Origin of the sequence: Castellaniella sp. (genome assembly GCF_036379515.1) — a bacterium.
Lineage (GTDB): Bacteria > Pseudomonadota > Gammaproteobacteria > Burkholderiales > Burkholderiaceae_B > Castellaniella.
Genome location: NZ_DASVGN010000028.1, coordinates 22,662 through 46,747 on the forward strand (window position 1 = coordinate 22,662; position 24,086 = coordinate 46,747).

General features: G+C 61.3%; 28 protein-coding genes. 8 read left to right on the plus strand and 20 right to left on the minus strand.

The genetic code is table 11. The annotated features are described in order from the left end of the window. Positions 1–55: 55 nt before the first annotated feature. The 17 genes from rpsD to VF285_RS09590 all read right to left on the minus strand — a co-directional run bounded on the left by rpsD (position 56) and on the right by VF285_RS09590 (position 9,481). Positions 56–679, minus strand: coding sequence for a 30S ribosomal protein S4 (rpsD, locus tag VF285_RS09510; RefSeq protein WP_346952387.1), 624 nt, complete (start codon positions 677–679; stop codon positions 56–58). Between the two features lie 10 nt (positions 680–689). Further along, on the minus strand, positions 690–1,091 hold the full coding sequence (rpsK, locus tag VF285_RS09515; RefSeq protein WP_346952388.1) for a 30S ribosomal protein S11: 402 nt from the start codon (positions 1,089–1,091) through the stop codon (positions 690–692). Positions 1,092–1,104: 13 nt separating this feature from the next. Then, positions 1,105–1,470, minus strand: coding sequence for a 30S ribosomal protein S13 (gene rpsM / locus VF285_RS09520; protein ID WP_346952389.1), 366 nt, complete (start codon positions 1,468–1,470; stop codon positions 1,105–1,107). 33 nt (positions 1,471–1,503) lie between these two features. Then, positions 1,504–1,617 (minus strand): 50S ribosomal protein L36, encoded by a 114-nt coding sequence (gene rpmJ / locus VF285_RS09525; RefSeq protein WP_003805360.1) that lies wholly within the window; start codon positions 1,615–1,617, stop codon positions 1,504–1,506. A gap of 28 nt (positions 1,618–1,645) precedes the next feature. Then, positions 1,646–1,864 (minus strand): translation initiation factor IF-1, encoded by a 219-nt coding sequence (gene infA, locus VF285_RS09530; protein ID WP_346952390.1) that lies wholly within the window; start codon positions 1,862–1,864, stop codon positions 1,646–1,648. Positions 1,865–1,869: 5 nt separating this feature from the next. Further along, the gene (gene secY / locus VF285_RS09535; RefSeq protein WP_346952391.1) at positions 1,870–3,192 is read right to left on the minus strand and encodes a preprotein translocase subunit SecY; all 1,323 of its coding nucleotides are present in this window, start codon (positions 3,190–3,192) and stop codon (positions 1,870–1,872) included. Between the two features lie 9 nt (positions 3,193–3,201). Continuing rightward, positions 3,202–3,642 carry a 50S ribosomal protein L15 gene (gene rplO, locus VF285_RS09540; protein ID WP_346952392.1) on the minus strand — a complete coding sequence of 147 codons (441 nt, stop codon included), beginning with the start codon at positions 3,640–3,642 and terminating at the stop codon, positions 3,202–3,204. A gap of 14 nt (positions 3,643–3,656) precedes the next feature. Continuing rightward, a complete protein-coding gene (rpmD, locus tag VF285_RS09545; RefSeq protein ID WP_346952393.1) occupies positions 3,657–3,845 on the minus strand; it encodes a 50S ribosomal protein L30 in 189 nt (62 codons plus the stop codon). Positions 3,846–3,848: 3 nt separating this feature from the next. Further along, positions 3,849–4,367 (minus strand): 30S ribosomal protein S5, encoded by a 519-nt coding sequence (gene rpsE, locus VF285_RS09550; protein ID WP_346952394.1) that lies wholly within the window; start codon positions 4,365–4,367, stop codon positions 3,849–3,851. Positions 4,368–4,376: 9 nt separating this feature from the next. Beyond that, complete coding sequence (rplR, locus tag VF285_RS09555; protein ID WP_346952395.1) at positions 4,377–4,742, minus strand: 50S ribosomal protein L18; 366 nt, start codon at positions 4,740–4,742, stop codon at positions 4,377–4,379. 21 nt (positions 4,743–4,763) lie between these two features. Further along, positions 4,764–5,297 (minus strand): 50S ribosomal protein L6, encoded by a 534-nt coding sequence (gene rplF, locus VF285_RS09560; RefSeq protein ID WP_346952396.1) that lies wholly within the window; start codon positions 5,295–5,297, stop codon positions 4,764–4,766. Positions 5,298–5,310: 13 nt separating this feature from the next. Further along, positions 5,311–5,706, minus strand: a complete 396-nt coding sequence (rpsH, locus tag VF285_RS09565; RefSeq protein WP_298014719.1) for a 30S ribosomal protein S8 — start codon at positions 5,704–5,706, stop codon at positions 5,311–5,313. An 11-nt stretch (positions 5,707–5,717) separates the two neighbouring features. Then, positions 5,718–6,023 (minus strand): 30S ribosomal protein S14, encoded by a 306-nt coding sequence (gene rpsN / locus VF285_RS09570; RefSeq protein ID WP_346952397.1) that lies wholly within the window; start codon positions 6,021–6,023, stop codon positions 5,718–5,720. A gap of 9 nt (positions 6,024–6,032) precedes the next feature. Continuing rightward, positions 6,033–6,572, minus strand: a complete 540-nt coding sequence (gene rplE, locus VF285_RS09575; protein ID WP_346952398.1) for a 50S ribosomal protein L5 — start codon at positions 6,570–6,572, stop codon at positions 6,033–6,035. 11 nt (positions 6,573–6,583) lie between these two features. After that, positions 6,584–6,904 (minus strand): 50S ribosomal protein L24, encoded by a 321-nt coding sequence (rplX, locus tag VF285_RS09580; RefSeq protein ID WP_346952399.1) that lies wholly within the window; start codon positions 6,902–6,904, stop codon positions 6,584–6,586. A gap of 10 nt (positions 6,905–6,914) precedes the next feature. Beyond that, complete coding sequence (gene rplN, locus VF285_RS09585) at positions 6,915–7,283, minus strand: 50S ribosomal protein L14 (protein ID WP_043678954.1); 369 nt, start codon at positions 7,281–7,283, stop codon at positions 6,915–6,917. A 299-nt stretch (positions 7,284–7,582) separates the two neighbouring features. Continuing rightward, positions 7,583–9,481 carry an EAL domain-containing protein gene (locus tag VF285_RS09590; RefSeq protein ID WP_346952400.1) on the minus strand — a complete coding sequence of 633 codons (1,899 nt, stop codon included), beginning with the start codon at positions 9,479–9,481 and terminating at the stop codon, positions 7,583–7,585. A 258-nt stretch (positions 9,482–9,739) separates the two neighbouring features. Here VF285_RS09590 and VF285_RS09595 point away from each other — a divergent pair, with 258 nt between their 5' ends. Both VF285_RS09595 and VF285_RS09600 read left to right on the plus strand, forming a co-directional pair. After that, a complete protein-coding gene (locus VF285_RS09595; RefSeq protein ID WP_346952401.1) occupies positions 9,740–12,124 on the plus strand; it encodes an acyl-CoA dehydrogenase in 2,385 nt (794 codons plus the stop codon). A gap of 47 nt (positions 12,125–12,171) precedes the next feature. Beyond that, positions 12,172–13,848 carry an AMP-binding protein gene (locus VF285_RS09600; RefSeq protein ID WP_346952402.1) on the plus strand — a complete coding sequence of 559 codons (1,677 nt, stop codon included), beginning with the start codon at positions 12,172–12,174 and terminating at the stop codon, positions 13,846–13,848. Here the strand turns inward: VF285_RS09600 and VF285_RS09605 are convergent. After that, a complete protein-coding gene (locus tag VF285_RS09605) occupies positions 13,841–14,584 on the minus strand; it encodes a carbonic anhydrase (RefSeq protein ID WP_346952403.1) in 744 nt (247 codons plus the stop codon). The genes VF285_RS09600 and VF285_RS09605 overlap by 8 nt on opposite strands. 513 nt (positions 14,585–15,097) lie before the next feature. On the opposite strand from VF285_RS09605, the gene VF285_RS09610 reads away from it, so the two are divergent. The 5 genes from VF285_RS09610 (at position 15,098) to VF285_RS09630 (ending at position 19,520) form a co-directional block, all read left to right on the plus strand. Next, positions 15,098–15,880, plus strand: a complete 783-nt coding sequence (locus VF285_RS09610) for a 3-ketoacyl-ACP reductase (protein ID WP_346952404.1) — start codon at positions 15,098–15,100, stop codon at positions 15,878–15,880. 143 nt (positions 15,881–16,023) lie between these two features. Continuing rightward, positions 16,024–16,989: an ABC transporter substrate-binding protein gene (locus VF285_RS09615; protein ID WP_346952405.1), complete on the plus strand. Its 966-nt coding sequence runs from the start codon at positions 16,024–16,026 to the stop codon at positions 16,987–16,989. 110 nt (positions 16,990–17,099) lie between these two features. After that, a complete protein-coding gene (locus VF285_RS09620; protein ID WP_346952406.1) occupies positions 17,100–17,897 on the plus strand; it encodes an ABC transporter permease in 798 nt (265 codons plus the stop codon). 10 nt (positions 17,898–17,907) lie between these two features. Continuing rightward, entirely contained in the window at positions 17,908–18,672 is a 765-nt protein-coding gene (locus VF285_RS09625; protein WP_346952407.1) for an ABC transporter permease, read from the plus strand. A gap of 17 nt (positions 18,673–18,689) precedes the next feature. After that, on the plus strand, positions 18,690–19,520 hold the full coding sequence (locus VF285_RS09630) for an ABC transporter ATP-binding protein (RefSeq protein ID WP_346952408.1): 831 nt from the start codon (positions 18,690–18,692) through the stop codon (positions 19,518–19,520). A 227-nt stretch (positions 19,521–19,747) separates the two neighbouring features. On the opposite strand, the gene ggt is transcribed toward VF285_RS09630, so the two are convergent. Together ggt and VF285_RS09640 are read right to left on the minus strand one after the other, a co-directional pair. Continuing rightward, complete coding sequence (gene ggt, locus VF285_RS09635; RefSeq protein WP_346952409.1) at positions 19,748–21,526, minus strand: gamma-glutamyltransferase; 1,779 nt, start codon at positions 21,524–21,526, stop codon at positions 19,748–19,750. A gap of 148 nt (positions 21,527–21,674) precedes the next feature. Further along, positions 21,675–23,012 (minus strand): MFS transporter, encoded by a 1,338-nt coding sequence (locus tag VF285_RS09640; protein ID WP_346952410.1) that lies wholly within the window; start codon positions 23,010–23,012, stop codon positions 21,675–21,677. Between the two features lie 107 nt (positions 23,013–23,119). Between VF285_RS09640 and cyoA the strand changes: the two genes are divergently transcribed. Continuing rightward, positions 23,120–24,073 carry a ubiquinol oxidase subunit II gene (gene cyoA / locus VF285_RS09645; protein ID WP_346952411.1) on the plus strand — a complete coding sequence of 318 codons (954 nt, stop codon included), beginning with the start codon at positions 23,120–23,122 and terminating at the stop codon, positions 24,071–24,073. Positions 24,074–24,086 lie beyond the last annotated feature (13 nt).

Sequence of the window (24,086 nt, forward strand, 5' to 3'; positions counted from 1 at the left end):
ACCACAGCCCACTTCGTGAAAGAAGCGGGCTGCAGGGATAACGGCACTGATGCGATTAACGCGAGTAGAGCTCGACGACCATCGATTCGTTGACGTCGTGTGCCACGTCAGCGCGATCCGGAGCCTGTTTGAAGGTACCGGTGAGCTTGGTCGCGTCGACTTCGACCCATTGCGGCAGGCCGTTGCCGGTCGCCAGATCCAGTGATTCTTTGATGCGCACTTGGCCCTTGGCCTTTTCACGCACCGAGATGATGTCACCGGCGCTGACCAGCATGGAGGCGATGTCGGCCGTACGACCGTTGATTTCGATCGAGCGGTGGTTCACCAGTTGGCGAGCTTCGGCGCGCGTGCAGCCAAAGCCCATGCGGTAGACGACGTTGTCCAGGCGCGACTCGAGCAGCTGGATGAGCGTTTCACCCGTGTTGCCACGGCGACGCTCGGCTTCCTGGAAGTAGCGGCGGAACTGACGTTCTTGCACGCCGTACATGCGCTTGAGTTTTTGCTTTTCACGCAGCTGCAGACCGAAGTCGGAGGTACGCGAACCCGAAGTACGGCCATGTTGGCCGGGCTTGGATTCGAGCTTGCATTTGGAGTCCAGCGAGCGACGGGCGCTCTTCAAGAACAGGTCGGTGCCTTCACGACGCGAAAGCTTGCATTTGGGTCCGATATAACGAGCCAAGATGTTCCCCTTAGATACGACGACGCTTTGGCGGGCGGCAGCCGTTGTGCGGCACCGGCGTGATGTCTGAAATGCTGGAGATGCGAATCCCCAAGGCATTCAGGGCACGGACGGACGATTCACGGCCAGGGCCAGGGCCCTTGATGCGGACTTCGAGCGTCTTGATGCCGTATTCTTGCGCCACGCGGCCAGCCGACTCGGCAGCCACCTGAGCCGCGAACGGCGTGGACTTGCGCGAGCCCTTGAAGCCTGCGCCACCCGAGGTCGCCCACGACAGGGCATTGCCCTGACGGTCGGTGATGGTAATGATGGTGTTGTTGAACGAAGCGTGGACGTGCGCGATGCCGTCGGAGACGTTCTTCTTGACCTTTTTGCGGACGCGACCGGCGCCGCTAGCTTGAGCTTTCGCCATGTGAATTCCTTGGTTATTTCTTCAGGGACGCGGCTGCGCGACGCGGCCCCTTGCGGGTACGAGCATTGGTACGGGTGCGCTGACCGCGTACGGGCAGACCACGCTTGTGGCGCATGCCGCGATACGTGCCCAGGTCGATGAGGCGCTTGATGGAGAGCTGCACTTCGCGGCGCAGATCGCCTTCGACCGAGTAGGAGTGCACTTCGGCACGAACCTTTTCGAGTTCGTCGTCGGTGAGATCCTTGATCTTCTTGGAGTATTCGATGCCGCTTGCATCGCAGATCTTGCGTGCACGTGCGCGACCCACCCCGAAGATCGCGGTCAAGCCGATCTCAGCGTGTTGATGCGGCGGAATATTGATGCCAGCAATACGGGCCATGATTGTTCCTCGTGATATCCGTGATGCCCGGGCTTAGCCTTGGCGTTGCTTGTGACGCGGGTCCGTGCAAATGACGCGAACCACCCCGTGACGTTTGATGATTTTGCAGTTGCGGCAGATCCGCTTTACCGATGCCATTACCTTCATGGTGATCTCCTGGTTTTTGACCGGCCGCCTATTTGGAGCGGAAAACTATTCTGGCACGCGACAGATCATAGGGCGTGAGCTCCACTGTGACCTTGTCACCCGGCAGAATCCGGATGTAATGCATACGCATCTTGCCCGAAATGTGGCCCAGCACCATGTGACCATTTTCGAGTTTGACACGAAACGTTGCGTTGGGAAGGTTCTCGAGGACTTCCCCTTGCATCTGAATGACGTCGTCCTTGGACATAATCGTTAGCGCATGGGCAAGCCTGCACCCTTGAAGTTGGCCTTCCGCAGGAGCGAGTCATACTGTTGAGACATGACATACGCCTGTGCCTGCGCCATGAAATCCATCGCGACAACCACGATAATCAGCAGCGACGTGCCACCGAAATAGAACGGCACGTTCCAGCGCATCTGCATCAGTTCAGGCAGCAGGCAAACCAGGGTGACATAGATCGCGCCAACCAGCGTCAGACGCATGAGGATCTTGTCAATGTAGCGGGCGGTCTGTTCGCCGGGACGAATCCCGGGGACGAAGGCACCACTCTTCTTCAGGTTGTCTGCCGTCTCGCGGCTGTTGAACACCAGAGCCGTGTAGAAGAAGCAGAAGAAAATGATCAAGCCAGAATACAGCGTGACGTACAGCGGCTGTTGCGGCGAGAGCGCGGCAGCAAGATCCCCGAGCCAACGCATGTTGGGACTGTTCGAGAACCAGCTCGTGACTGTCGCCGGCAACAGGATGAGCGACGATGCAAAGATCGGCGGAATCACCCCGGACATGTTGAGCTTCAGCGGCAGGTGGGACGACTGGCCACCATACAGCTTGTTGCCCACCTGGCGCTTGGCGTAGTTCACCGTGATGCGGCGCTGTCCACGTTCGACATAAACGACGAAGTAGGTAACGGCAAACACGAGGGCCAGGATGAACAGGGCCGACAGCACCGACATGGAATCGGTACGGACCAGATCGAGCATGCCGCCCAGCGCGCCAGGCAGACCTGCCACGATACCCGCGAAGATCAGCAGCGAAATGCCGTTGCCCAGACCACGTTCGGTGATTTGTTCGCCCAGCCACATGATGAACATGGAGCCAGTAACCAACGTGACGATGGTGGTCACACGGAACGTCAGCCCCGGGTCGATGACCAAACCGGGCTGCGACTGCAGCGCGACCGAGATCCCGACTGCCTGGAACAATGCCAGAAAGACGGTACCATACCGCGTGTACTGGGTGATCTTGCGTTGCCCCGACTGGCCTTCTTTCTTGATGGCTTCGAGGCTGGGCACGACCACGGCCAGCAGCTGCATGATGATGGCTGCCGAGATGTACGGCATGATGCCCAGCGCGAACACCGAGAAGCGCTCGAGAGCACCCCCGGAGAACATGTTGAACAGCCCGAGGATGCCGCCCTGGTTTTGCTGGAAGAGATTTGCCAGCGCGTCAGGGTTGATCCCCGGCACGGGGATGTGAGTCCCCAGACGGTACACGACCAGGGCCATCACCAGAAACAGGATGCGGCGCTTGAGGTCGCCGTATCCTGCGCTGGGCTTATGAGCCTTATCCTTGGCCACTGCTGCCCCTTACGCCAGCGAACCGCCAGCAGCTTCGATCGCGGCGCGTGCGCCGGCCGTCGCATTGATGCCCTTGAGGGCTACCTTGCGGCTCAGTTCGCCCGTCTTGATGACCTTGACGTAGCGGACCATTTCGCCCACGACGCCAGCAGCCTTCAGGACTTGCACGTCGATTTCGTCGACTGGCAATGCCTGCAGGTCGGACAGACGGACTTGTGCATACAGGTGACGGCCCAGCGGCGTGAAACCGCGCTTGGGCAGACGACGCTGCAGCGGCATTTGGCCGCCTTCGAAGCCGACTTTATGGAAACCGCCAGCACGAGACTTCTGGCCTTTGTGACCGCGGCCAGCCGTCTTGCCCAGACCGGAACCAATGCCGCGACCCACCCGACGGCGGGGGCGCTTGGAACCTTCGGCCGGAGCGAGGGTGTTCAGTTGAGTAATCGCCATCTGAATTCCTTTGTTCAGGCTTCCGAAACCGCGACCAGATAATCCACCTTACGGATCATCCCACGGACTTCGGGAGTGTCGATCAGGACGCGGCTGCTGTTGACCTTGCCCAGCCCCAGGCCACGAACGGTATCGCGGTGGGATTTGAGCGTGCCAATGGTCGAGCGCACGAGCGTGACTTTGATTTGTTTCTGTTCAGCCATGTCTTACCCCAGAATTTCTTCGACAGTCTTGCCGCGCTTGGCGGCGATTTCTGCCGGGGTGGAGCAGGCGCGCAGGCCGTTGAGCGTTGCGCGAACCATATTGTAGGGGTTGCTGGAGCCGAGGCTCTTGGCAACGACGTTGCGCACACCCATGACTTCGAAGATGGCGCGCATCGGGCCGCCGGCGATGACGCCGGTACCTTCAGCCGCCGGCGAAATCAGTACGGTGGAAGCGCCATGCTTGCCCACGACTGTATGATGCAGAGTGCCGTTCTTCAGGGCAACCTTGAGCAAGCCGCGACGCGCCTGTTCCATGGCCTTTTGCACGGCAACCGGCACTTCACGCGCCTTGCCCTTGCCCATGCCGATACGACCATCGCCATCACCCACCACGGTCAACGCCGCAAAGCTCATGGTGCGACCACCCTTGACGACTTTGCTGACGCGGTTGACCGCGATCATTTTTTCGTGCATGCCGTCATCGCGTTCCTGATCGGCGTGCTTGCGTTGTTCTTTAGCCATGTGATTCCCTTAGAACTTCAAGCCGGCTTCACGCGCGGCTTCGGCCAGCGCCTTGACGCGGCCATGGTAACGGAAGCCCGAACGGTCGAAAGCGACGAGTTCGATGCCGGCAGCCTTGGCCTTTTCAGCCACGCGCTTGCCGACCAGGGTGGCCGCCGAGGCGTTGCCGCCGTTGGCCTTCTGGCTGGCGAGTTCTTTGCGGACCTCGGGCTCGAGCGTGGAAGCGCTCACGAGCACGTGGTCGCCTTCCGGCGAAATGATGTTGGCGTAAATGTGCAGATTCGTGCGATGCACCGAGAGACGATGCACGCGCAGCTCGTGAATCTTGCGGCGGGTTGCCGTAGCACGACGCAAACGAGAAAGTTTTTTGTCCATGATTCGTCCTTGCCTGCGCGCTTATTTCTTCTTGGTTTCTTTGAGGATCACGCGCTCGTCGGCGTAGCGCACACCCTTGCCCTTGTAGGGTTCGGGTTCGCGATAAGCGCGGATTTCAGCAGCCGTCTGGCCGACAACTTGCTTGTCGGCGCCCTTGACCACGATTTCCGTCTGTGACGGGCACTCGACCTTGATGCCATCGGGGATCTCGTGCAGCACATCGTGCGAGAAGCCCAACTGCATCTTCAGTGTCTTGCCTTGCACCTGAGCGCGGAAACCCACGCCTACCAGGCTCAAGCGGCGCTCGAAACCGGCGCTGACGCCCGTGACCATGTTGTGCACCAGGGCGCGCAGGGTTCCGGACATTGCGTTGGCTTCGCGGGATTCGTCGGCTGCCGTGAACTTCAGGTGGCCGTCTTCCTGGGCGATGCGCACGCGGCCATCGAGGGGCTGCGTCAGGGTGCCCAGCGGGCCCTTGACAGCGATCTGGCCGGCGCTGACCGTGGCTTCGACGCCTTTGGGCAACGCGACCGGGTATTTAGCGATACGTGACATAGTGATGACCTCCTTATGCCACGTAGCAGAGCACTTCGCCGCCCACGCCCGTGGCGCGAGCCTTGCGATCGGTCATCACGCCACGCGGCGTGGACACGATGGCCACGCCCAGGCCGTTCATGACCTGAGGAATCGTGGCGCTGCTCTTGTAGATACGCAGGCCAGGGCGCGAGACGCGGTCGATGCGCTCGATCACCGGGCGACCGGCATAATATTTCAGGGTGATTTCGAGTTGCGGCTTGGCTTGTTCGCCCGCCACGCGGAAATCTTCAATGTAGCCTTCGTCCTTCAGCACAGCGGCAATGGCCGCCTTCAGCTTGGAGGAGGGCATGGAAACCGACGTCTTGTTGACCATTTGTGCATTACGCACGCGGGTCAGCATATCGGCGATGGGATCGCTCATGCTCATGAATGGTTCTCCTACCAGCTTGCCTTGGTCATGCCGGGGATTTCCCCACGCATGGCCATTTCACGCAGTTTGTGGCGCGTCAGCCCAAACTTGCTGTAAACACCCCGAGAACGGCCCGTGACCACGCAGCGATTGCGCTGGCGGGTGGGGTTCGCATTGCGGGGGAGTTGTTGCAGTGCAAGGCGAGCTTGATAACGTTCTTCGTCCGTCTTGGACTGATCGTCGATGATCGCCTTCAGGGCGGTGCGGCGAGCAGCAAACTTGGCTGCCAGCTTGGCGCGCTTGATATCGCGATTGATGAGGGAAAGTTTTGCCACGTCAGCCCCTTAGTTGCGGAAGGGGAAGCTGAATGCGCTCAAGAGCGCCTTGGCTTCCTCGTCAGTCTTTGCGGTGGTGGTGATGCTGATGTTCATCCCGCGAACCGTATCGATCTTGTCGTATTCGATTTCCGGGAAGATGATCTGTTCTTTCACACCGATGTTGTAATTGCCACGGCCATCGAAGGCACGACCCGACACACCCCGGAAGTCACGAACGCGCGGCAGCGCGACGGAAATCAGGCGGTCCAGGAATTCGTACATGCGGGCGCCACGCAGGGTCACCATGCAGCCGATGGGATAGTTTTCGCGGATCTTGAACCCTGCAATAGCCTTGCGGGTGTGGGTCACCACGGGTTTCTGACCAGCAATCTTGGTCATGTCGCCCACGGCGTTTTCGATGATCTTTTTGTCAGCGACCGCTTCGGACACACCCATGTTCAGGGTGATCTTGGTGATGCGGGGCACTTGCATGACCGAGTCGTACTTGAACTTGGTCTGCAGATCGGAGACGATCGTGGAGCGGTAGAGATCTTGTAAACGAGCCATTGTTGCGCCCCTTATGCCTTCGCGCCAACGACAGCGCCGTTGGAGCGGAAAATGCGGACCTTGGCCCCGTCGACGACCTTGACGCCGACGCGGTCGGCCTTGCCGGTTTCGGGGTTGAAGAGCGCCACATTAGAGATGTGGATGGGCAGGGTCTTGTCGACGATGCCGCCCTGGGTACCCGCCATGGGGTTGCCGCGAGTGTGCTTCTTTACGACGTTGACGCCTTCGACCAGCACCTGGTCGGTGCCGACCATGGCCAGCACCGTGCCGCGACGGCTGCGATCGCGGCCGGACAGAATGATGACCTCGTCGCCTTTACGAATGTTTTGCATGATCGGTTCCTTACAGCACTTCGGGCGCCAGGGACACGATCTTCATGAACTTCTCGGTGCGCAGTTCGCGCGTGACCGGTCCGAAGATGCGCGTGCCGATGGGCTCGAGCTTGGCGTTGAGCAATACGGCCGCGTTGCCGCCAAAGCGGATCAACGAGCCATCTTTGCGGCGCACGCCCTTGGCGGTACGCACCACCACGGCGTTGTAGATTTCGCCCTTTTTGACGCGCCCGCGAGGGGCCGCTTCTTTGACGGACACCTTGATGACGTCGCCAATCGCGGCATAACGGCGCTTGGAGCCGCCCAGCACCTTGATGCACATGACGGATCGTGCACCGGTGTTGTCGGCCACATCCAGCGTGGTCTGCATTTGGATCATGATTTTTCCTGTTCCAACTTAACAGCGAAGCCGGGTGCCCTGTTACGAGTTTGCCGCGGCCGCGCAGCCAGTTTTGGTCCCGTCAAGCCTGCACAATGTGCACGCTCTGGGTTGAAATTCCTGCCGATGTGAACCCTTCCACACCTGGCAATGACGCTACTTGTTCACTGCGATCTGGTTGCCAAGGCAACTGGCGCAAATTGACCAAGACCGCCATCATACAGGAAGGTGAACCGTATGGCAAGCATAATGTGGGGCATGCCACCACATGGAGAACAAGCTAAAGAACAGGCTGTTCTTTATTGCGCCCGAGGCAGTGCCCCGTACTCCATCACCATCTGGCGCGCCGAAGGATCATCTGCGTCATCCACATACACCCGCATCCCCATGCCGATGGCGGTTTCCGTCACCGCCACCATCATCTGCACTCCGCCGGGGCTGGAGAGCAGATCCCGCACGAAGGCGCCACCCAGCTTCACGTAGGCAAAATCCACTTCGTGCAGCTTGCTCAGCGCTTCAGGCTCTTGAGCCAGGCCGCGTAGACCCAGGTGCAGACCCGCCTCGGCTGCACCGCTGGCGAACGCTCGAAAGACCTCCGGGTGATGACACAGGCCAAAGGCATCCAGTTCGACGATGACGCGTCCCAGCAATTCCGGATCGGCATGCTGGCAGACCTCGTGCACCTGATCGAGAAACTGGGCATCCAGAAGGGACGAGGCCGACATGCGGATCACCAGGACCGCGCCTGGGTGCTCGCCCACCCAACCCAAGGCCAGGCAGAGGGCCCGCACGTCGCAAGCGGAGGACAAGCCTAGTCGCATGGCCACTGGCATGAACAGTTGTGCCAGCATCGCTGGCTGGTCGAGATCGTCTTCCTGCAGGGCAAGCGTGCTTTCGTAACGCGCCTCGATGTCGTCGCCTTCATACTGCACGCGGCGCACCTCGAGCGAAATGCGGTCGTGTTCGAGCGCCCGAGTGATGAGGGCGTTCCAGGATGCCTCGCCCATGCGCAGATGCGCGTCGTCGCGGTCGGCATGCGACAGGAACTCGATGTCGGCGTGCCCAGCGCTCTCGGCCACCATCAACGCCTGATCCAGACGTGTGAGTACTTCCTTGGACGTGCACTGCGAGGTGTAATCGGTGAGCGCGAAAGCCCAGCGTGACAGATGCTGGCTGTCGAGCTTCACTCTCAGCGTTTCCATCAGATCGCGCAGCCGCTGCACGGGGCGCATGACTTCAGGGCCACCCCCCACCGGAAACAGGACGACAAAATCGGCCCCATTCAAGCGTGCCGGCAGAGCCTGAGCTTCGGGGTATTCACCCAGCACTTCGACCAGCCGCCGACCCAACAGGCGCAGCCAGTCATCCAGCTCGTCGCGGCGGTTCTGGTTCTGCAGAAGCGCCATGTCACGCTGGCGCATCAACAATACATAACCACCGACGGCACCCTGGTGCGTATCGTCGCGCAACGTGCGCTTGAGTTCGTTGAGAAAATAGCCTCGGTTGGCCAGCCCCGTGACAGGATCGCGATTGAGCTCGATCTCGAGCCGCTCGACTCGCGCTCTCTGTTCCTCGACCGTAGGCGGAACGGGCTCGGGGATCTCGTCGAGCAGCTCGGCCGATTCATGGGCAGGCTCGGGCTTGACACGGATTTCGGGGGCCGCCTCGGTCGTGATTTCACTGAGCGCATGGCGCAAGCGCGAGAGCAGCGCGGCCACGAACAGGGCCCAAAAGGCCGCGATCCCCAGGGCCAGCCAGGTCCATTGCAGCACGTGGGTCCATAAAGCATCGCTCGCGGGGCCGGAATCCAGTACCAACGACACCTGCCCCACGCCTGGAATCGTGCGATGCGCGAGATGGGGGTGGACCCGGGTCATGGCCTGAAACCAGGAAGGGGCATCCGCTACGCCACGGGTGCTGCGGTGCGCCTCAAACAGGCCGACCCCATTGGGAGCGGCCAACGACAGCTTCGCAAACCGCCCCTGCTGAAAGGCAGCCCCCAGCACACGCTCGCGCGCGGCCGCGTCAGGCTGTGCACTGAGCAGCAAAGAGAGCGTGGCCACCGTGTTTTCCGCGTCGGTCTGCGCCTGTTCGTCGAGCTTGCGCTCCATCAGCCCAGTGCCCGTCGCCAGCATCACAATCAGAATGCAGGCGATCACCAGCGACGAGATCACCAGCAACTGACGTATGGAAGCCATCCAGAACCCCTAGTCTCATTTTTTATGACGTGTGCCACCGCAGTCCCTGTTCGGGTCGCAGTGTGACAAGCAAGAAAGTGTATCTTCTTCGCCCCGATTCCCCAAGCGAAAACCCCAATGGCCACTTGCGTGTTCCAGTCATGGTACACAGGGTGTCGGCACAAACGGGCTTCATGCCCGCACTCGGCGGGTACGGCCCCTCGGTGGGCTATCATGACCCAAGGGTCGCCTGGATCTGGCCCTCAGGGAGTCACAGCAATGACGATTGTGCTGATTCTGATTGTGCTTGCGCTGATTGCAGCCACGATTCTGCTCAAGAACCGGTCCTGGCGCACTCGACGCTTGAGCCGCCCGCTGTATCAGGTGTTTCGACGCATCCTGCCGCGTATGTCCGACACCGAACGAGAAGCGCTCGAAGCAGGCACTGTCTGGTGGGATGGCGCACTCTTCAGCGGCCGGCCGAGCGCGCGCGCACTGCACGCCATCCCGCCTCCCCGCCTGACTGATGAAGAGCAGTCCTTCCTGGACCACGAGGTGAACACGCTGTGCGCCATGGTGCACGACTGGCAGGTGACGCGCAAAGATCTGGACCTGCCGCCCGAGGCCTGGGACTACATCAAGGCGCATCGGTTCTTCGGCATGATCATCCCCAAGGAATACGGCGGCCTGGGTTTTTCCGCCAGCGCCCACTCGGCCGTGGTGACGCGGCTCGCCTCGCGCAATTCGGCCTTGTCGGCCACGGTCATGGTGCCCAATTCCCTGGGGCCGGCCGAGCTGCTGCTGAAATACGGTACCGACGAGCAGAAGAACCACTACCTGCCCCGACTGGCGCGCGGAGAAGAAATCCCCGCCTTCGGACTCACCAGCCCCTGGGCGGGGTCGGATGCCGCCGCCATCCCCGATCACGGTATCGTCTGCAAGGGCGAATGGCAGGGGCAAGAGGTAATGGGCATGCGCGTGACCTGGGACAAGCGCTACATCACTCTGGGCCCGGTCTGCACGGTGCTGGGCCTGGCCTTTCACCTGTATGACCCCGACGCCCTGTTGGGTGACCAGCCCGACCTGGGCATCACCTGCGCCCTGGTTCCTGCCCACCATCCGGGCGTGGAGACAGGGCGGCGACACTTCCCGCTGGACGCCATGTTCATGAATGGACCCACGCGGGGCCACGATGTGTTCATGCCACTGGATTTCATCATCGGAGGGCCGGAGCGTGCGGGCCAGGGCTGGCGCATGCTCATGGAGTGCCTGGCCGCCGGGCGTTCGATTTCGCTGCCTTCTTCCTACGTGGGCATGGCGCAACTCACGGCCCGCGCAGTGGGCGCCTACAGCGTGGTGCGCGATCAGTTCCGCACCCGCATTCACAAGTTCGAGGGCATCATCGAGCCGCTGGCACGCATTGCGGCCCACACCTACCTGATGGACGCGGCCCGCACCATGACGGCGGGCGCACTGGACCTCGGCGAACAGCCCGCAGTGGTGTCCGCCATTGTCAAGTATCACGTGACCGAACGCGGCCGCACCGTCGTCAACGATGGCATGGACGTGATCGGCGGCAAGGGCATCATTCTGGGGCCGCAAAACTTCCTGGGGCGGGCCTACCAGCAGATCCCGGTGGGCATCACCGTCGAGGGTGCCAACATCCTCACCCGCAGCCTCATCATCTTTGGTCAGGGCGCCATCCGCTGCCACCCCTACGTGCTGGCCGAGATGCGGGCAGCCCAGGCCAGCGATCCAGATCAAGGGCTGGCCGATTTCGACCGCGCCTTCTGGGGGCACATGCGGCATACCACCGGCAATGGCCTGCGTGCGACGCTGCATGGGTGGACGGGTGCGTGGTTTGCTGGCCCCGACACCGCCGTTGCACCCGAGATGACCCGCTACTACCGGCAGCTCACCCGCTTTTCGGCCGCGTTCGCCACGCTGGCCGACGTCGCCATGCTGGTGCTGGGCGGGTCGCTCAAGCGCCGCGAATCAATCTCGGCACGCCTGGGCGACGTACTCTCGCAGCTCTACCTGGTTTCGGCCACGCTCAAACGCTACCAGGACGAAGGCCGCCAGACCGCCGATGCACCGCTGGCACACTGGGCCATCCAGGACGCATTCTGCCGTGCACAAGAGGCCTTCTTCGGGGTGCTGCAGAATTTCCCGAACCGCATGATCGCGAGCCTGCTGCGCGGTCTGCTGTTCCCCTGGGGCCGACCCTTCAAGGCACCTTCCGATGCGCTGTCTGCGGCCGTGGCCGAAGCGCTGTGCCAGCCGGGTGGCACGCGCGACCGGCTGACCCACACGGCCTATGTGCCCACCGCGCTGGAAGAGCCCGTCGGTGCAATCGAAGCCGCATTTCAGGCGGTTCTGGACAGCCTGCCGCTGGATGCCCGGATGCGCGAATTCGAAAAAGCCGGAAAGGTCCCCACGGGCGACCCACGTGCCAACGTGCGCGACATGGCTGATGCCATTCACGCAGCGGGCGGCCTGAGCGACGAAGAGCATGCGCTGATTCGAGCCCGCAATGCGCTGCGCGATCGGGTGATCGGGGTGGATGATTTCGCGCCCGACTTCGAAGGGCCTTCGCATACGGAAGAGCTCGCCGACTCTGCTCCCCCGTCGCCCGAACCTCCGACAGCCGAGTCGGGTCACTGACGCTGCCGCCGTCACCAGAGGCTCCCGCCTCTTCACAGGAGGACATCATGGATCGCATCTGGCTACAGCACTACCCTGAAGGGGTGCCCGCGGACGTCACGGACATGGCGGCGGGTTATACGTCGCTGGTCGACCTGTTCGAGCAAAGCTGTCAGACGCACGCACAGCGCACGGCTTACCTCAGCATGGGGGTGGCACTGCGCTACGCCGAGCTGCAAGACAAGGCCCGGGCTTTTGCCGCCTGGCTGCAGTCTCAAGGCGTTGCCAAAGGCGACCGGGTGGCGCTCATGATGCCCAACCTGCTGCAATACCCCATCTGCCTGTTCGGCACGCTCATGGCGGGTGCCGTCGTGGTCAATACCAACCCGCTCTACACCGCCCACGAGCTCAAGCATCAATTGTCGGATTCCGGGGCCACAACCGTGGTGGTGGCCGAAAACTTCGCTCACACGCTGCAAGAAGCGCTACCCGGTACGGCCGTGCAGCATGTGGTCGTGACCTCGCTCGGAGAGCTGCTGGGGTTTCCCAAAGGCTTGATCACCGACTTCGTGGTGCGCCAGGTCCGCAAAAAAGTGCCTGCCTGGCGGATTCCGGACACCCACCGGCTGCGCGACGTCTTGGCGGCGGGCGCACGGGCCCGCTACCAGAAGCCTGCCCTCGAACGCAACGACCTGGCCGCGCTGCAATACACAGGAGGCACCACGGGGGTCGCCAAGGGTGCCATGCTCAGCCATGGCAACCTGATTGCCAACGTATGCCAGGCCTGCAGCTGGGTACTGCCGTTCTGCAAGGGCGAACAGGAATGCATCGTCACGGCACTCCCGCTCTACCATATCTTCGCCCTGACGGCGAACTGCCTGACCTTCATCAAACTGGGAGCGAGCAACCTGCTCATCGTAGATCCCCGCGACATCCCGGCCTTCGTGAAAGCCATGGGCACCGTGCCCTTTACGGCGCTCACCGGGGTCAACACGCTCTTCAACGCTCTGCTGAACAACCCTGGATTCGGCCGCCTGAACTTCAGCCGGCTGCGGATCGCGCTGGGTGGCGGTGCAGCGGTACAAGAAGCCGTTGCGCGGCACTGGGTCGAGGTCACCGGTGTCCCCATCGCCCAAGCCTACGGTCTCACCGAAACCTCGCCCGCAGTGACCATCAACCCGCTGGACAAGGTCGACTTCAACGGCTCCATCGGGCTGCCCGTACCCTCGACCGACGTGGCCATCCGGTCCGACAACCAGACAGTTCCTTTGGGCCAACAGGGCGAAATCTGCGTCAAGGGCCCCCAGGTCATGCAAGGCTACTGGAACCGCCCCGACGAAACGGCCAAGGTGTTCGATGCCGACGGCTGGCTGCTGACCGGTGACATCGGCACCATGAACGAGCGTGGACAGGTCTTCATCCTGGACCGCAAGAAAGACATGATTCTGGTGTCGGGCTTCAACGTCTACCCCAACGAAGTCGAGGCAGCTGCCATGGAGCACCCCGGCATCCGGGAAGCGGCCGCCATCGGGGTACCCGACGAACGCTCAGGCGAAGCCGTGAAGCTCTATGTCATCCGCAAAGACCCCACACTCACCGAAGCGCAGGTCATCGCCCACTGCCGCACTTTGCTCACGGGATACAAAGTACCCAAGTACGTGGAGTTCCGCAACGACCTGCCGCGCAGCAACGTGGGCAAGATCCTTCGTCGTGCACTGAAGGACGAAACGAAAGAACCTAGCTGATCAGACTGACCTTGCCCGTCTTAAGTCGATACACGCCCCCGATGATCTTCAGCTTTCGGGCCTGTACTGCCTTTGCGATGATGTCGGATGTTGACGCCAGATCGGCCATGCTGTCGCGGACGTTCTGTTCGATGGCGGCCTCGAGCAAGCCAGGTTTTTGCGGGTCCAGTCTCTGGACCGCCGGCGTGATCGCAGCCACCAGCGATTGAATCTGGCCCGGGAATTTCTCGCCGTGGGTGACCGCCTTGACTGCAGCATCCACCGCACCGCATTTTTCGTGCCCCAGCACCAGAATGACAGGTACGCCCAGCACCGCCACGGAATACTCGAGGCTGCCCAGTATGTCGTCATTGACGAAATTGCCGGCCACCCGGGTCACGAAAAGATCGCCCAGCCCGCTATCGAAGGCATATTCTGGCGAAACGCGCGAATCCGCGCAGCCCAGAATGGCCGCGTAGGGGTTCTGGCCGCTGACCAGGACCCGCCGCTCATGCACAAGATCGTGATTCCGTGTCTTGCCCGATACATAACGCTGGTTGCCTTGGATCAGGCGTTCGATGGCCTTGTCGGGGGCAATTGCATTCCCCGGTTTGGGCAAGCCAGCCGCCTGTGCTGCCGAGGCGACGAAGCCGCTTAACCCGGATGCCGTCAGGGCTAGCGCCAACGCCGTGGATGAACGCAGAAACGTGCGCCGGGATGTAGATTCTACGTGCAAGCAACCTGGTGAGTCACACATGATGCCCCCTGTGGGTAGAGTTGGACAAGATTGGACAAGGCTGGACAAGGTTGGTGACTGCGACAATAGCATGGTTTGGACACAATGCGGCAACCAGATTTTCCTTGCGAGATCACCTCTAGGAAGGTGGCGCGGTCGTACCCCGCAAGATCAGGTTTGCCTCGAGTTCATGTGGGCAGGACCGTACCGATCAGTCGAGTACGGCGCGAACGCAAAGCGCGCGCCGCCCCATTGGGCATGTACCCCAGCCGGACGGCCGCCGACTTGACACTGGCCAGCGTCTCGATCTGGACCTTTTGAGGTCAGAGAGTGCCCTGGATGCCGTAGTAACCGACACCTGCGCCAACGCTGCCCAGACTGAGATCGTTTCCTTTTTGGTTCCAGAAAGCACCATGCAGACCTAGGGAACTTACTAGGTTGTACGCCGAGTTTTCAACGATCATAATGCAATGGAATCGTTTTCATAAATAGCCGATTCTTCATGAACATCATTTTGCATATTCCGGAATCAGCATGACCCACGCACCGCAACAACGTCGCGTTGCCGTCGTTACGGGCGGCCGACGCGGCATTGGACGCTCCATCTGCTATCACCTAGCCGAGGCGGGCTTCGACCTGCTGATCAACGACATACTCACGGATGCGGCGCTCGACGAAACACTGGCCGGGGTCCGCAGTCGCGGCGCGACCGCGCAGGTGTTCTCAGGCAGCGTGGCGGACGTCAGCCTGCACAAGCGTCTGGCCGACACCGCCTACGACCATTTCGGCCGGCTGGACGTGCTCGTCAACAATGCAGGAATTCAGGTTCGCAACCGTGGCGACCTGCTTGATGTCACCACCGAGCACTTCGATGAAATCCTGAACACCAACCTTCGCGGTACCTTTTTCCTGACCCAGCACATCGCGGGGCGCATGCTTTCCGACGGGCAACCGACCGAAGGCCGTTCCATCATCGTCATTTCTTCGTCCAACGCCATCATGGTGTCGACCGAAAAGGGCGAATACTGCATCTCCAAAAGTGGCCTGTCGATGACCGCAAAACTGTTCTCGGTACGACTGGCCGAAGCCGGCATCGGCGTGTTCGAAATCCGGCCCGGGCTGATCCGGACCGACATGACCGCTGCAGTCAGGGAACAATACGGCGCTCTCATCGAAGAAGGCATCTCTCCGATCCGTCGCTGGGGCGAACCTGCAGACGTCGGGCGCACGGTGAAGACTCTGGTCTCGGGAGACATTCCGTTTGCCACGGGGATTTCCATCAATATCGACGGAGGGCTCATGGTACCCAGACTGTAACGGTCGCCCGCACTTTTTCTGATCGGTGGCAACGCCGATCACCCACGGCAACCAGGATCAGCTCCAGGGATGCCGCTTCCACCGTAGATGGCACGCCGCCGCAGGCGCGGCCCAGCCATCACACCACCACTCAGGAGACGAAAATGAAATCTCATCTGTTCATGCGTTCGCTGGCCGTCGCGCTTGGCGCCTGCCTGGCATTCACGGTACCCACCATCAGCCAGGCCGCCAACTCAACCCAGAAGCTGGAAGTGGCGCGCGTGGGGCTCCTGCCCAACGCCGAAACCGCCGCCATACGGCTGGGTGATAAAAAGGGCTTCTTCAAAGAGGCCGGCATCGACCTGAAAATCACTGACACCAGCAGCGGCGCTGCTGCGATCACGGCCCTCATCGCCGGGCAATTCGATGTCGTGTTCGCCAACACGGTCTCCGTCATGCAAGGACGCGACAAAGGATTGCCCCTGATCATGGTCGACGCCGCATCAACCTCCACGGGCATCAACGGCAAGGACTTCTCCGCACTCGTCGTAAGTTCCAAGAGCAAGTTCAAGACAGCCAAGGATCTTTCCGGCAAGACCATCGCCAGCAACACCGTGAAAAACATCGGTGAGGTCACGGCACGACTGTCCGTCGCCAAGGCTGGTGGGGACGCGGCCAGCGTCAAGGTGGTCGAAATGCCGTTTTCCAATATGGAACAGGCGCTGGAATCCGGCCAGATCGACGCCGCCTGGATGGTCGAGCCCTTCCACACCACCGCCAAAGAGCACGGGCTGCGCGACATTGCATCCAATTACGTGGACACGGCCCCCCACCTGACGGCGGCGGCGTTCGTGTCGACCGACGGCATCGTGAAAAGCAAGGCTGACATGATCAAGCGATTCAGGGCAGCCATGGCCAAGACAGCTGACTACGCAAATTCACACCCCAAGGAAATTCGCGAAATCATCCCGACTTTCACCAAGATCACGCCAGAAATCGCGAACACCTTCGTCATCCCGCGCTACGACTCGGCGGTGAACGTGGCATCACTCGAAGCGATGCTCCCGGAAATGAGAAAACTCGGCATGATCTCGAAGAATTTCAAGGTCGAGTCGGTCATTTACAAGTAATGTGATTGGTGAGCAGCATGGTACCTTCAGTTTCGGCTGCTCGAAAGGCGATTCCACCCACCCTTGGCGCCCGGGCAACCCATCCGCGGGCACAAAAGGAGCATCACGTCATGGCGCGAGGCGAAGCAAAATCAGGCACACTGGTTTCTCGCGCCAAGTTCCGTGGCTTCATGGGTTTCCTCGCCTTTCTAGCCATCTGGGAAGTCCTGCCAGACATCGGCGTATTGCCGGCCCGCTACTTCCCGCCTTTTCACCAAGTACTCCAGGCGCTGGCCAGCATCTCGCAGGGCGCCGTGTTCTGGCACTCGGTTCTGTACACGACCCAGGCCTGGTTCATCGGCCTGGCGTTGGCGTTCCTCGCCGCTACGCTGGTCGGCCTGCTGCTAGGATCCATCCCGGTCCTTTGGCGCTACACGGAATCCACCATCGAGTTCCTTCGGCCCATTCCCTCGGTTGCATTGATTCCGCTGGCGGTGCTGATGTTCGGGATCGACATCAAATCAGCACTCCTGCTGATCGTCTACGCCTCATTCTGGCAAATCCTGATCCAGATCCTGTACGGGGTCAAAGACGTAGACCCGGTTGCGATGGACACCGCTCGCGTCTATGGCCTGAGCCGGTGGAGCCGCATCCGGCACGTCGCCTGGCCGACGGCGCTGCCCTATGCCATCACGGGGTTCCGGCTGGGCGCATCGGTCGCGCTCGTACTCGCGGTCACGGCTGAACTGGTCATCGGCAACCCTGGAATCGGCCACCAGGTGGCGCTTGCACAGTCCGCCATGGCATTGCCCGAGATGTACGCGCTCGTGATCGTGGCAGGCATCATGGGCGTGCTGGTCAACGTCATGGCCCGGGCCATCGAGCGCAAGGTGCTCGCCTGGCATCCGTCGGTCCGATCAGAAAAATAGGGAGGCAATCGTGCAGAAATTCGGCCATCGACTGGCAACGATATTCGTCCTGCCCGTCGTCCTGTTCGTGCTGTGGTACTTCTCTTCTCAGCACAGCAGCAACTTTTTCTTCCCGCCGCTGGACAAGATCCTGGGCGCCTTTGACCGCATCTGGCTCAGCCCATCGGGAGCAACCGACATCTACGCAAGCCTGGGACGGCTGGCGGTGGGCTTCGTTTCATCGCTGATTTTCGCCCTGGCAGCCGGGGTGCTGCTCGGCTCTTCCAAGGTGATCCGCGACTACACCGAGCCTGTGTTCGAATTCTTCCGGGCCATTCCACCCACCGTGATGATCCCGGTGCTGCTCGTCATCTCCGGTATCGGCGACACGTCGAAGATCGCAGTCATCAGTTTCGGCTGCCTGTGGCCCATGCTGTTGAACACCATCGAGGGCGTGCGCTCCGTCGACCAGGTGCTCAAGGACACCTGCGAGGTCTACCACATCCAGGGCATTCGCCGCCTCTTCGTGCTGACGCTCCCGGCGGCAAGCCCCCAGATCGTGACGGGAATGCGCACAGGGCTTTCCATTGCCATCATCCTGATGGTCATCAGCGAAATGTTTGCCTCCCGCAATGGCATCGGCTTCGCAATCATCCAGTTCCAGCGCACTTTCTCCATTCCGGAAATGTGGAGCGGCATCCTGCTCCTGGGCCTGATCGGCGTGTTGCTTTCGCTCTTGATGCGCCTGATCGAGCGGTGCGTATTGAACTGGTACGAAGGGCTACGCGCCCGTTGACAAGGAACGAAACGGACATGAATGACGCAGTCACGGCCCCCCAGGACTCCACCCTCCTGAACCTGAACACTCCCATGCTGGCCATCAGCCACCTGAGAAAAGTGTATGAAAGCAGTGGCCGCACCGTGGAAGCAATCGGCGACGTCAGCTTCAGCGTGCGCGAGCGTGAGCTCGTGTGCATCGTCGGTCCATCGGGCGCAGGCAAGACGACACTGCTGCGCTGCATCGCCGGGCTCCTGGCACCTACGAGCGGCGAGATTCAGCTCTCAGGAAACCCGGTCTCCGGTCCATCGCCAGGAATGGCGGTCGTCTTCCAGGAATACGGGCGCAGCCTGTTTCCCTGGATGCGCGTCGCAGAGAACGTCGAACTGCCACTCAAAGAGAAGGGCAAACCAGCCGCAGAGCGGCGCCGGCTCGTGGCCGAAAGCCTGGAAGCCGTGGGGCTGCGCGACGCAAGAAAGGCCTACCCGTGGCAGCTTTCGGGCGGGATGCAGCAGCGTGTCGCCATCGCACGGGCCATCGCCTATGAACCCAAGGTACTGCTGATGGACGAACCTTTTGCCTCAGTAGACGCCCAGACCCGGGCCGAACTGGAGGACCTGGTCCGTGCGATCTGGGCACGCCTTGGCGTGACTATCGTTTTCGTCACGCACGACATCGACGAATCGGTCTATCTGGGCGATCGGGTGGTCGTGCTGTCCGCCTCACCGACCACGGTCATGCAAGACGTGCACATCGATCTCGGACACGACCGCGATCAACTGAAGACCCGGGCAGATGCCCGCTTTGGCGAGCTGCGCAGCCTGATCTACACACTGATCAAGGGCGCAAAGCAGGTCGCTCGGTAAGCACCCGCCAAGGCCGAGCGGGCATCGAAATTCTGGTAGGCCGTATCGCGCGTCAGGCCCGCTGTAGAACGCCTGGACAATGCGTGAAGCGCCCGGATCTGCTTTTCATGCAGTGCCGGGACCTGGGCATGATGCGGTGTGCTCTCCGTAAAATCAGATCATCCAGTCGATGATATCGATTTCATTCCCGGTGATCAACGTCCCTTTTTGGAGCTTTCTTGATCCTCTCAGTACCCTAACGCTGCCCCATCGGGGTTGCGGGGGTCGGCCGCTCCGTAGAGCACACCGTCACGGACCTGGATGGTCTCGGTCTTGCCCATGGTGGGTTTGACAACGACATGCTGCCCATAGCTGCGCAAAAGCGCCAGCGTATCCGGGCTGATGCCTTTTTCAACGCGCAATTCGTCGGGCCACCACTGGTGGTGAAAGCGTGGGGTTGCAGCGGCTTCGGCTGGGTTCATTCCGAAATCGATGGCATCGACCACGGTTTCGAGCACGGTGGTGATGATGTGTGAACCGCCGGGGCTGCCGGTAACAAGCCAGGGGCGATCACCCTTCATCACGATGGTGGGCGTCATGGACGATAGCGGGCGCTTGCCGGGCTCGATGGCGTTGGCCTCACCGCCGATCAGACCATACACGTTGGCCACCCCCGGTTTGGCTGAAAAATCATCCATCTCGTTGTTGAGCAGAATGCCCGTACCCGCAGCCACGATGCCACTGCCGAAGTTCGTATTCAGGGTGTAGGTAACTGCCACGGCATTGCCCGCCGCATCCACCACCGAATAGTGCGTGGTCTGGCTGCTTTCGTAAGGCTGGGGATGGCCTGGCAGAATGTCCTTGGAAGGGCGCGCATGAGTCGCGCTGATGGTGGCCGCGAGCGACCGGGCATAGGCCTTGGAAATCAGACCTGCCACGGGCACCCTCACGAAATCGGTATCCCCCAGGTACTTGGAACGATCGGCATAGGCGAGCTTCATCGCCTCGGCCATGTGCTGGATCGTCTGCGCGCTGCCGGCACCCCATTTGCCCACCGGCCAGCCTTCCATCATGTTGAGGATCTGCACCAGGTGGATGCCGCCCGAACTGGGCGGCGGCATGGTGACCACACGATAGCCGCGATATGTCCCCACGATGGGTTTGCGCTCGACGGCGCGATAGTTCTTCAGGTCGGCCGCAGAAATCAGGCCGCCATGGCGATCCATTTCGGCCACGATCTTGTGTGCAATGGCACCTCGATAAAACGGCGTGGCCCCTTGTTGCGCAATCAGGCGCAAAGACCCGGCAAGATCGTGTTGCACCAGGCGATCACCTGTCTGCAAGGGCCTGCCGTCACGCCAGAAGATGGCGCGCGTGGCGGGCCACTGGCCCATGATCTTTGCCGATTTGGAAAGCGCTTCAGCGAGCGTGGCGCTCACGGGATAGCCCTGCTCGGCCAGACGAATGGCCGGCGCCATGACGCGATCCAGCGGCAGCTTGCCCCATTCATGCTGCGCATGAGTGAGCCCGGCCACTGTGCCTGGCACACCCACCGCCAGCGGCGTGAACAAGGACCGACCATTGACCACCTTGCCCTGGGAATCCAGATACATGTTGCGCGACGCGCGGCCCGGCGCCATCTCGCGAAAATCCAGCGCAATGTCCCGCCCTGTGCGGGCCTCATGCACCATCATGAAGCCACCCCCCCCGAGATTCCCGGCATTGGGGAGCACCACGGCGAGCGTAAAGCCGACCGCCACGGCGGCGTCGACGGCGTTGCCCCCGGCGCGCAGAACTTCAAGCCCTGCTTCGCTTGCCAGACGCTGCTCGGAGACCACCATGCCGTGATGAGCCACGACCGGATGGAAGATATCCATGTCGTAGTCGTACGCCGCGGCGGCAACCTGGGCCGCCGGCGTCGTCGTGGGCGCGGCCTGTGACTGGAGCGGCTGCCCGGGCGCGGTGCAGGCCGAGAGCAAAGCAACGAGCAGCAGGGACGACAGATGGGGCGCAACGGTCCGTTTCATGGCTTCTCCTCCGATTCCAAACCGAGGGTCTTCGAGGCTCGGCCTCGCAGCCTTCGGCACATTTTCATCGAAAGAGCGTATCACCAAACACCGAACGGGCCACCGACTGCAAGCCGGTGGCCCGTGACGAACCCGAAAACGCCAATGCTTAGCTGTTTGGCAAGCCACCAAGCCGGCGACTGACCCACAGTGCAGCCAAGGTACACACCGCCCCCGACAGCAGGTACAGGCCCACGTAGCCTACGCCTTGCCAGGAAGCAAGCCACAGCGCCACTACCGGGGCGAAACCCGCGCCAATGAGCCAGCTGAGGTCAGAGGAGAAATGCGCGCCGGTATAACGGAATTCGCGGCGGAAGCTCGCCGTCACTGCACCAGACGACAATGCATGCGAGAAACCCAGCAGGGCAAAGCCGATCAGAATGAACAGATAGCTGCCGAACCGGCCACCTGACAGCAGCACGGCCGTCCAGCCGCTATAGACGGCAATGGCCGCTGCAAACAGCCCCAGAGTGATGCGTCGGCCAAGCTTGTCGGCCACCCAGCCCGAGATCAGCATGCAGGGGATCGCCACCAGCGCCCCTACGATCTGCACCGACAGGAATTCGGTCAGTGAATACTGCGTGTAGAGCAGCACCCAGGCCAAGGTGAAGATCGTCACCAGGTTGAGCAGCGCATAGCTGGCCAGTGGCGCGAAAGCGCCCAGCACCATGTATTTGCCCTGCGCATCCCATAGCTTGCCAATGGGCGCAGGGGCGAGTTCGCGCTGTTTGAATTCGGCGCGGTATTCAGGGCTGACGACCAGGCGCAGACGGGCGAAGAGCGCCACCACATTGACGGCAAAAGCGGCAAAGAACGGATAGCGCCAGCCCCAGTCGAAGAATTCTTGGGACGTGAGGCTGCTCCACAGATACAGGAAGAGCCCGGCCGCACAAATGAAGCCAATGGGCGCGCCCAGCTGAGGGATGGCGGCATACCAGCCGCGCCTGTGGCCTGGCGCCTTCATGGCCAGCAACGAGGCCAGGCCGTCCCAGGCCCCCCCCGTGGCAAACCCCTGGCCAATGCGCAGCACGCACAGCGCAAGGATGGAGGCTCCTCCGATGGAGGCGTAGCCGGGCAAAAACGCCACCCCCACCGTGGCCGACCCCAGGATGAACAGGGCGATGGTGAGCTTGGTGGCCCGCCCGTAATGGCGCTGCACCGGCAGGAAGAACAAGGCGCCTATGGGCTGCGCAACGAACCCGAGGGCAAAAATGGCGAACGCGTAGAGCATGCCATCGAGCTCGCTGGCATTCGGGAAGAACACCTTGGGAAACACCAGCGCGCAGGCAATGCCGAACACGAACATATCGAAGAAACTGGCCGTTCGCCCGACCACCACACCAACAGAAATGTCACTAGGTGTAATTTCGAGAGAATGGGGTTCTGAATGGCCTGTGTGAGAGGGAACGCCGAGGGCCACAGCGGCCTGAATGGGGGTGCTAGACATATCGTTTCCGTTGAACAAACGGTTGGGCAAGCTGTCCAATCGCAAAAACATTGTCGTTGAGAAGACTATTATATGAGCCGTTTTCGTGTGGTCCTTGAGTTCGCGCCATGAAGCTGAAATTTTTGCGTAACGCGCTGTTGCTCCCGTCCTTGCTTGCGCTCGGGGGTTGCCAACAGGTCTTGTTGAACCCTTCAGGCTACGTCGCACGCCAGCAAAGCGACATCATGCTGCTCACCACCGGAATCATCGCGCTGATCATCGTGCCGGTGCTGATTGCCATCGCCATCGTGGCCTGGCGCTATCGGGCATCCAACACTGCAGCCAAATACGACGCCCATTGGGACCACTCGCCCAAGCTCGAGCTCATCGTCTGGGCGGTACCCATGCTCATCATCATTGCCGTGGGCGCCGTGAGCTGGGCGGGCACCCACCAGCTGGACCCGTACCGTCCCCTGACACAGATTTCGGCCCACGAACCCGTCCCCGCAGACGTCAAGCCGCTGCAGGTCGAAGTCGTGTCGCTGGAATGGAAGTGGCTGTTCTTCTACCCGCAGTACGGGATCGCCACCGTCAACGAGATGGCTGCACCCGTGAATGTCCCCATCCAGTTCCATCTGACCTCCGACACCATGATGGATTCCTTCTTCGTGCCGGCCATGGCAGGGCAGATCTACGTCATGCCGGGCATGCAGACCGTGCTGCACGGGGTCATCAACGAGCCGGGCAACTACGATGGCTTCTCTGCCAATTACAGCGGTGCCGGCTTCACCGATATGCGGTTTCGTTTCTACGGCATGAGCGCGCACGATTTTGCGGCGTGGGTGGCCAAGGCGCGCACGAGCGACAAGACACTGGATCGCAGCGCCTACGACCATCTGCGTCAGCCCACGCGTGCAGAGCCGGTCCACGTTTACTCCCATTTCAGTCCGGATCTCTATCAGCGCATCCTCAACCGCTGCGTGGACCCGGGTGAAACCTGCATGAGCCAGATGATGGCTGACAACTCCATGCACCAACCTGCCGCGCAGCCTGCCTCGACGCCCGCTGTCGCAACACACTGAACTGTCTTTCGAG

Bases quoted from the DNA above. Each gene is read 5' to 3' on its own strand.
- rplX (WP_346952399.1), bottom strand. From the start codon at position 6,904: ATGCAAAACATTCGTAAAGGCGACGAGGTCATCATTCTGTCCGGCCGC.
- rpsE (WP_346952394.1), bottom strand. From the start codon at position 4,367: ATGGCTAAAGAACAACGCAAGCACGCCGATCAGGAACGCGATGACGGC.
- rpmJ (WP_003805360.1), bottom strand. From the start codon at position 1,617: ATGAAGGTAATGGCATCGGTAAAGCGGATCTGCCGCAACTGCAAAATC.
- rpsM (WP_346952389.1), bottom strand. From the start codon at position 1,470: ATGGCCCGTATTGCTGGCATCAATATTCCGCCGCATCAACACGCTGAG.
- ggt (WP_346952409.1), bottom strand. From the start codon at position 21,526: ATGAAACGGACCGTTGCGCCCCATCTGTCGTCCCTGCTGCTCGTTGCT.
- VF285_RS09600 (WP_346952402.1), top strand. From the start codon at position 12,172: ATGGATCGCATCTGGCTACAGCACTACCCTGAAGGGGTGCCCGCGGAC.
- cyoA (WP_346952411.1), top strand. From the start codon at position 23,120: ATGAAGCTGAAATTTTTGCGTAACGCGCTGTTGCTCCCGTCCTTGCTT.
- VF285_RS09610 (WP_346952404.1), top strand. From the start codon at position 15,098: ATGACCCACGCACCGCAACAACGTCGCGTTGCCGTCGTTACGGGCGGC.
- VF285_RS09620 (WP_346952406.1), top strand. From the start codon at position 17,100: ATGGCGCGAGGCGAAGCAAAATCAGGCACACTGGTTTCTCGCGCCAAG.
- VF285_RS09615 (WP_346952405.1), top strand. From the start codon at position 16,024: ATGAAATCTCATCTGTTCATGCGTTCGCTGGCCGTCGCGCTTGGCGCC.
- VF285_RS09630 (WP_346952408.1), top strand. From the start codon at position 18,690: ATGAATGACGCAGTCACGGCCCCCCAGGACTCCACCCTCCTGAACCTG.
- rplR (WP_346952395.1), bottom strand. From the start codon at position 4,742: ATGGACAAAAAACTTTCTCGTTTGCGTCGTGCTACGGCAACCCGCCGC.
- rplO (WP_346952392.1), bottom strand. From the start codon at position 3,642: ATGGCGATTACTCAACTGAACACCCTCGCTCCGGCCGAAGGTTCCAAG.
- infA (WP_346952390.1), bottom strand. From the start codon at position 1,864: ATGTCCAAGGACGACGTCATTCAGATGCAAGGGGAAGTCCTCGAGAAC.
- VF285_RS09590 (WP_346952400.1), bottom strand. From the start codon at position 9,481: ATGGCTTCCATACGTCAGTTGCTGGTGATCTCGTCGCTGGTGATCGCC.
- rplN (WP_043678954.1), bottom strand. From the start codon at position 7,283: ATGATCCAAATGCAGACCACGCTGGATGTGGCCGACAACACCGGTGCA.
- VF285_RS09605 (WP_346952403.1), bottom strand. From the start codon at position 14,584: ATGTGTGACTCACCAGGTTGCTTGCACGTAGAATCTACATCCCGGCGC.
- rpsK (WP_346952388.1), bottom strand. From the start codon at position 1,091: ATGGCGAAAGCTCAAGCTAGCGGCGCCGGTCGCGTCCGCAAAAAGGTC.
- VF285_RS09595 (WP_346952401.1), top strand. From the start codon at position 9,740: ATGACGATTGTGCTGATTCTGATTGTGCTTGCGCTGATTGCAGCCACG.
- rplF (WP_346952396.1), bottom strand. From the start codon at position 5,297: ATGTCACGTATCGCTAAATACCCGGTCGCGTTGCCCAAAGGCGTCGAA.
- rpsH (WP_298014719.1), bottom strand. From the start codon at position 5,706: ATGAGCATGAGCGATCCCATCGCCGATATGCTGACCCGCGTGCGTAAT.
- rpmD (WP_346952393.1), bottom strand. From the start codon at position 3,845: ATGGCTGAACAGAAACAAATCAAAGTCACGCTCGTGCGCTCGACCATT.
- VF285_RS09640 (WP_346952410.1), bottom strand. From the start codon at position 23,012: ATGTCTAGCACCCCCATTCAGGCCGCTGTGGCCCTCGGCGTTCCCTCT.
- rplE (WP_346952398.1), bottom strand. From the start codon at position 6,572: ATGGCTCGTTTACAAGATCTCTACCGCTCCACGATCGTCTCCGATCTG.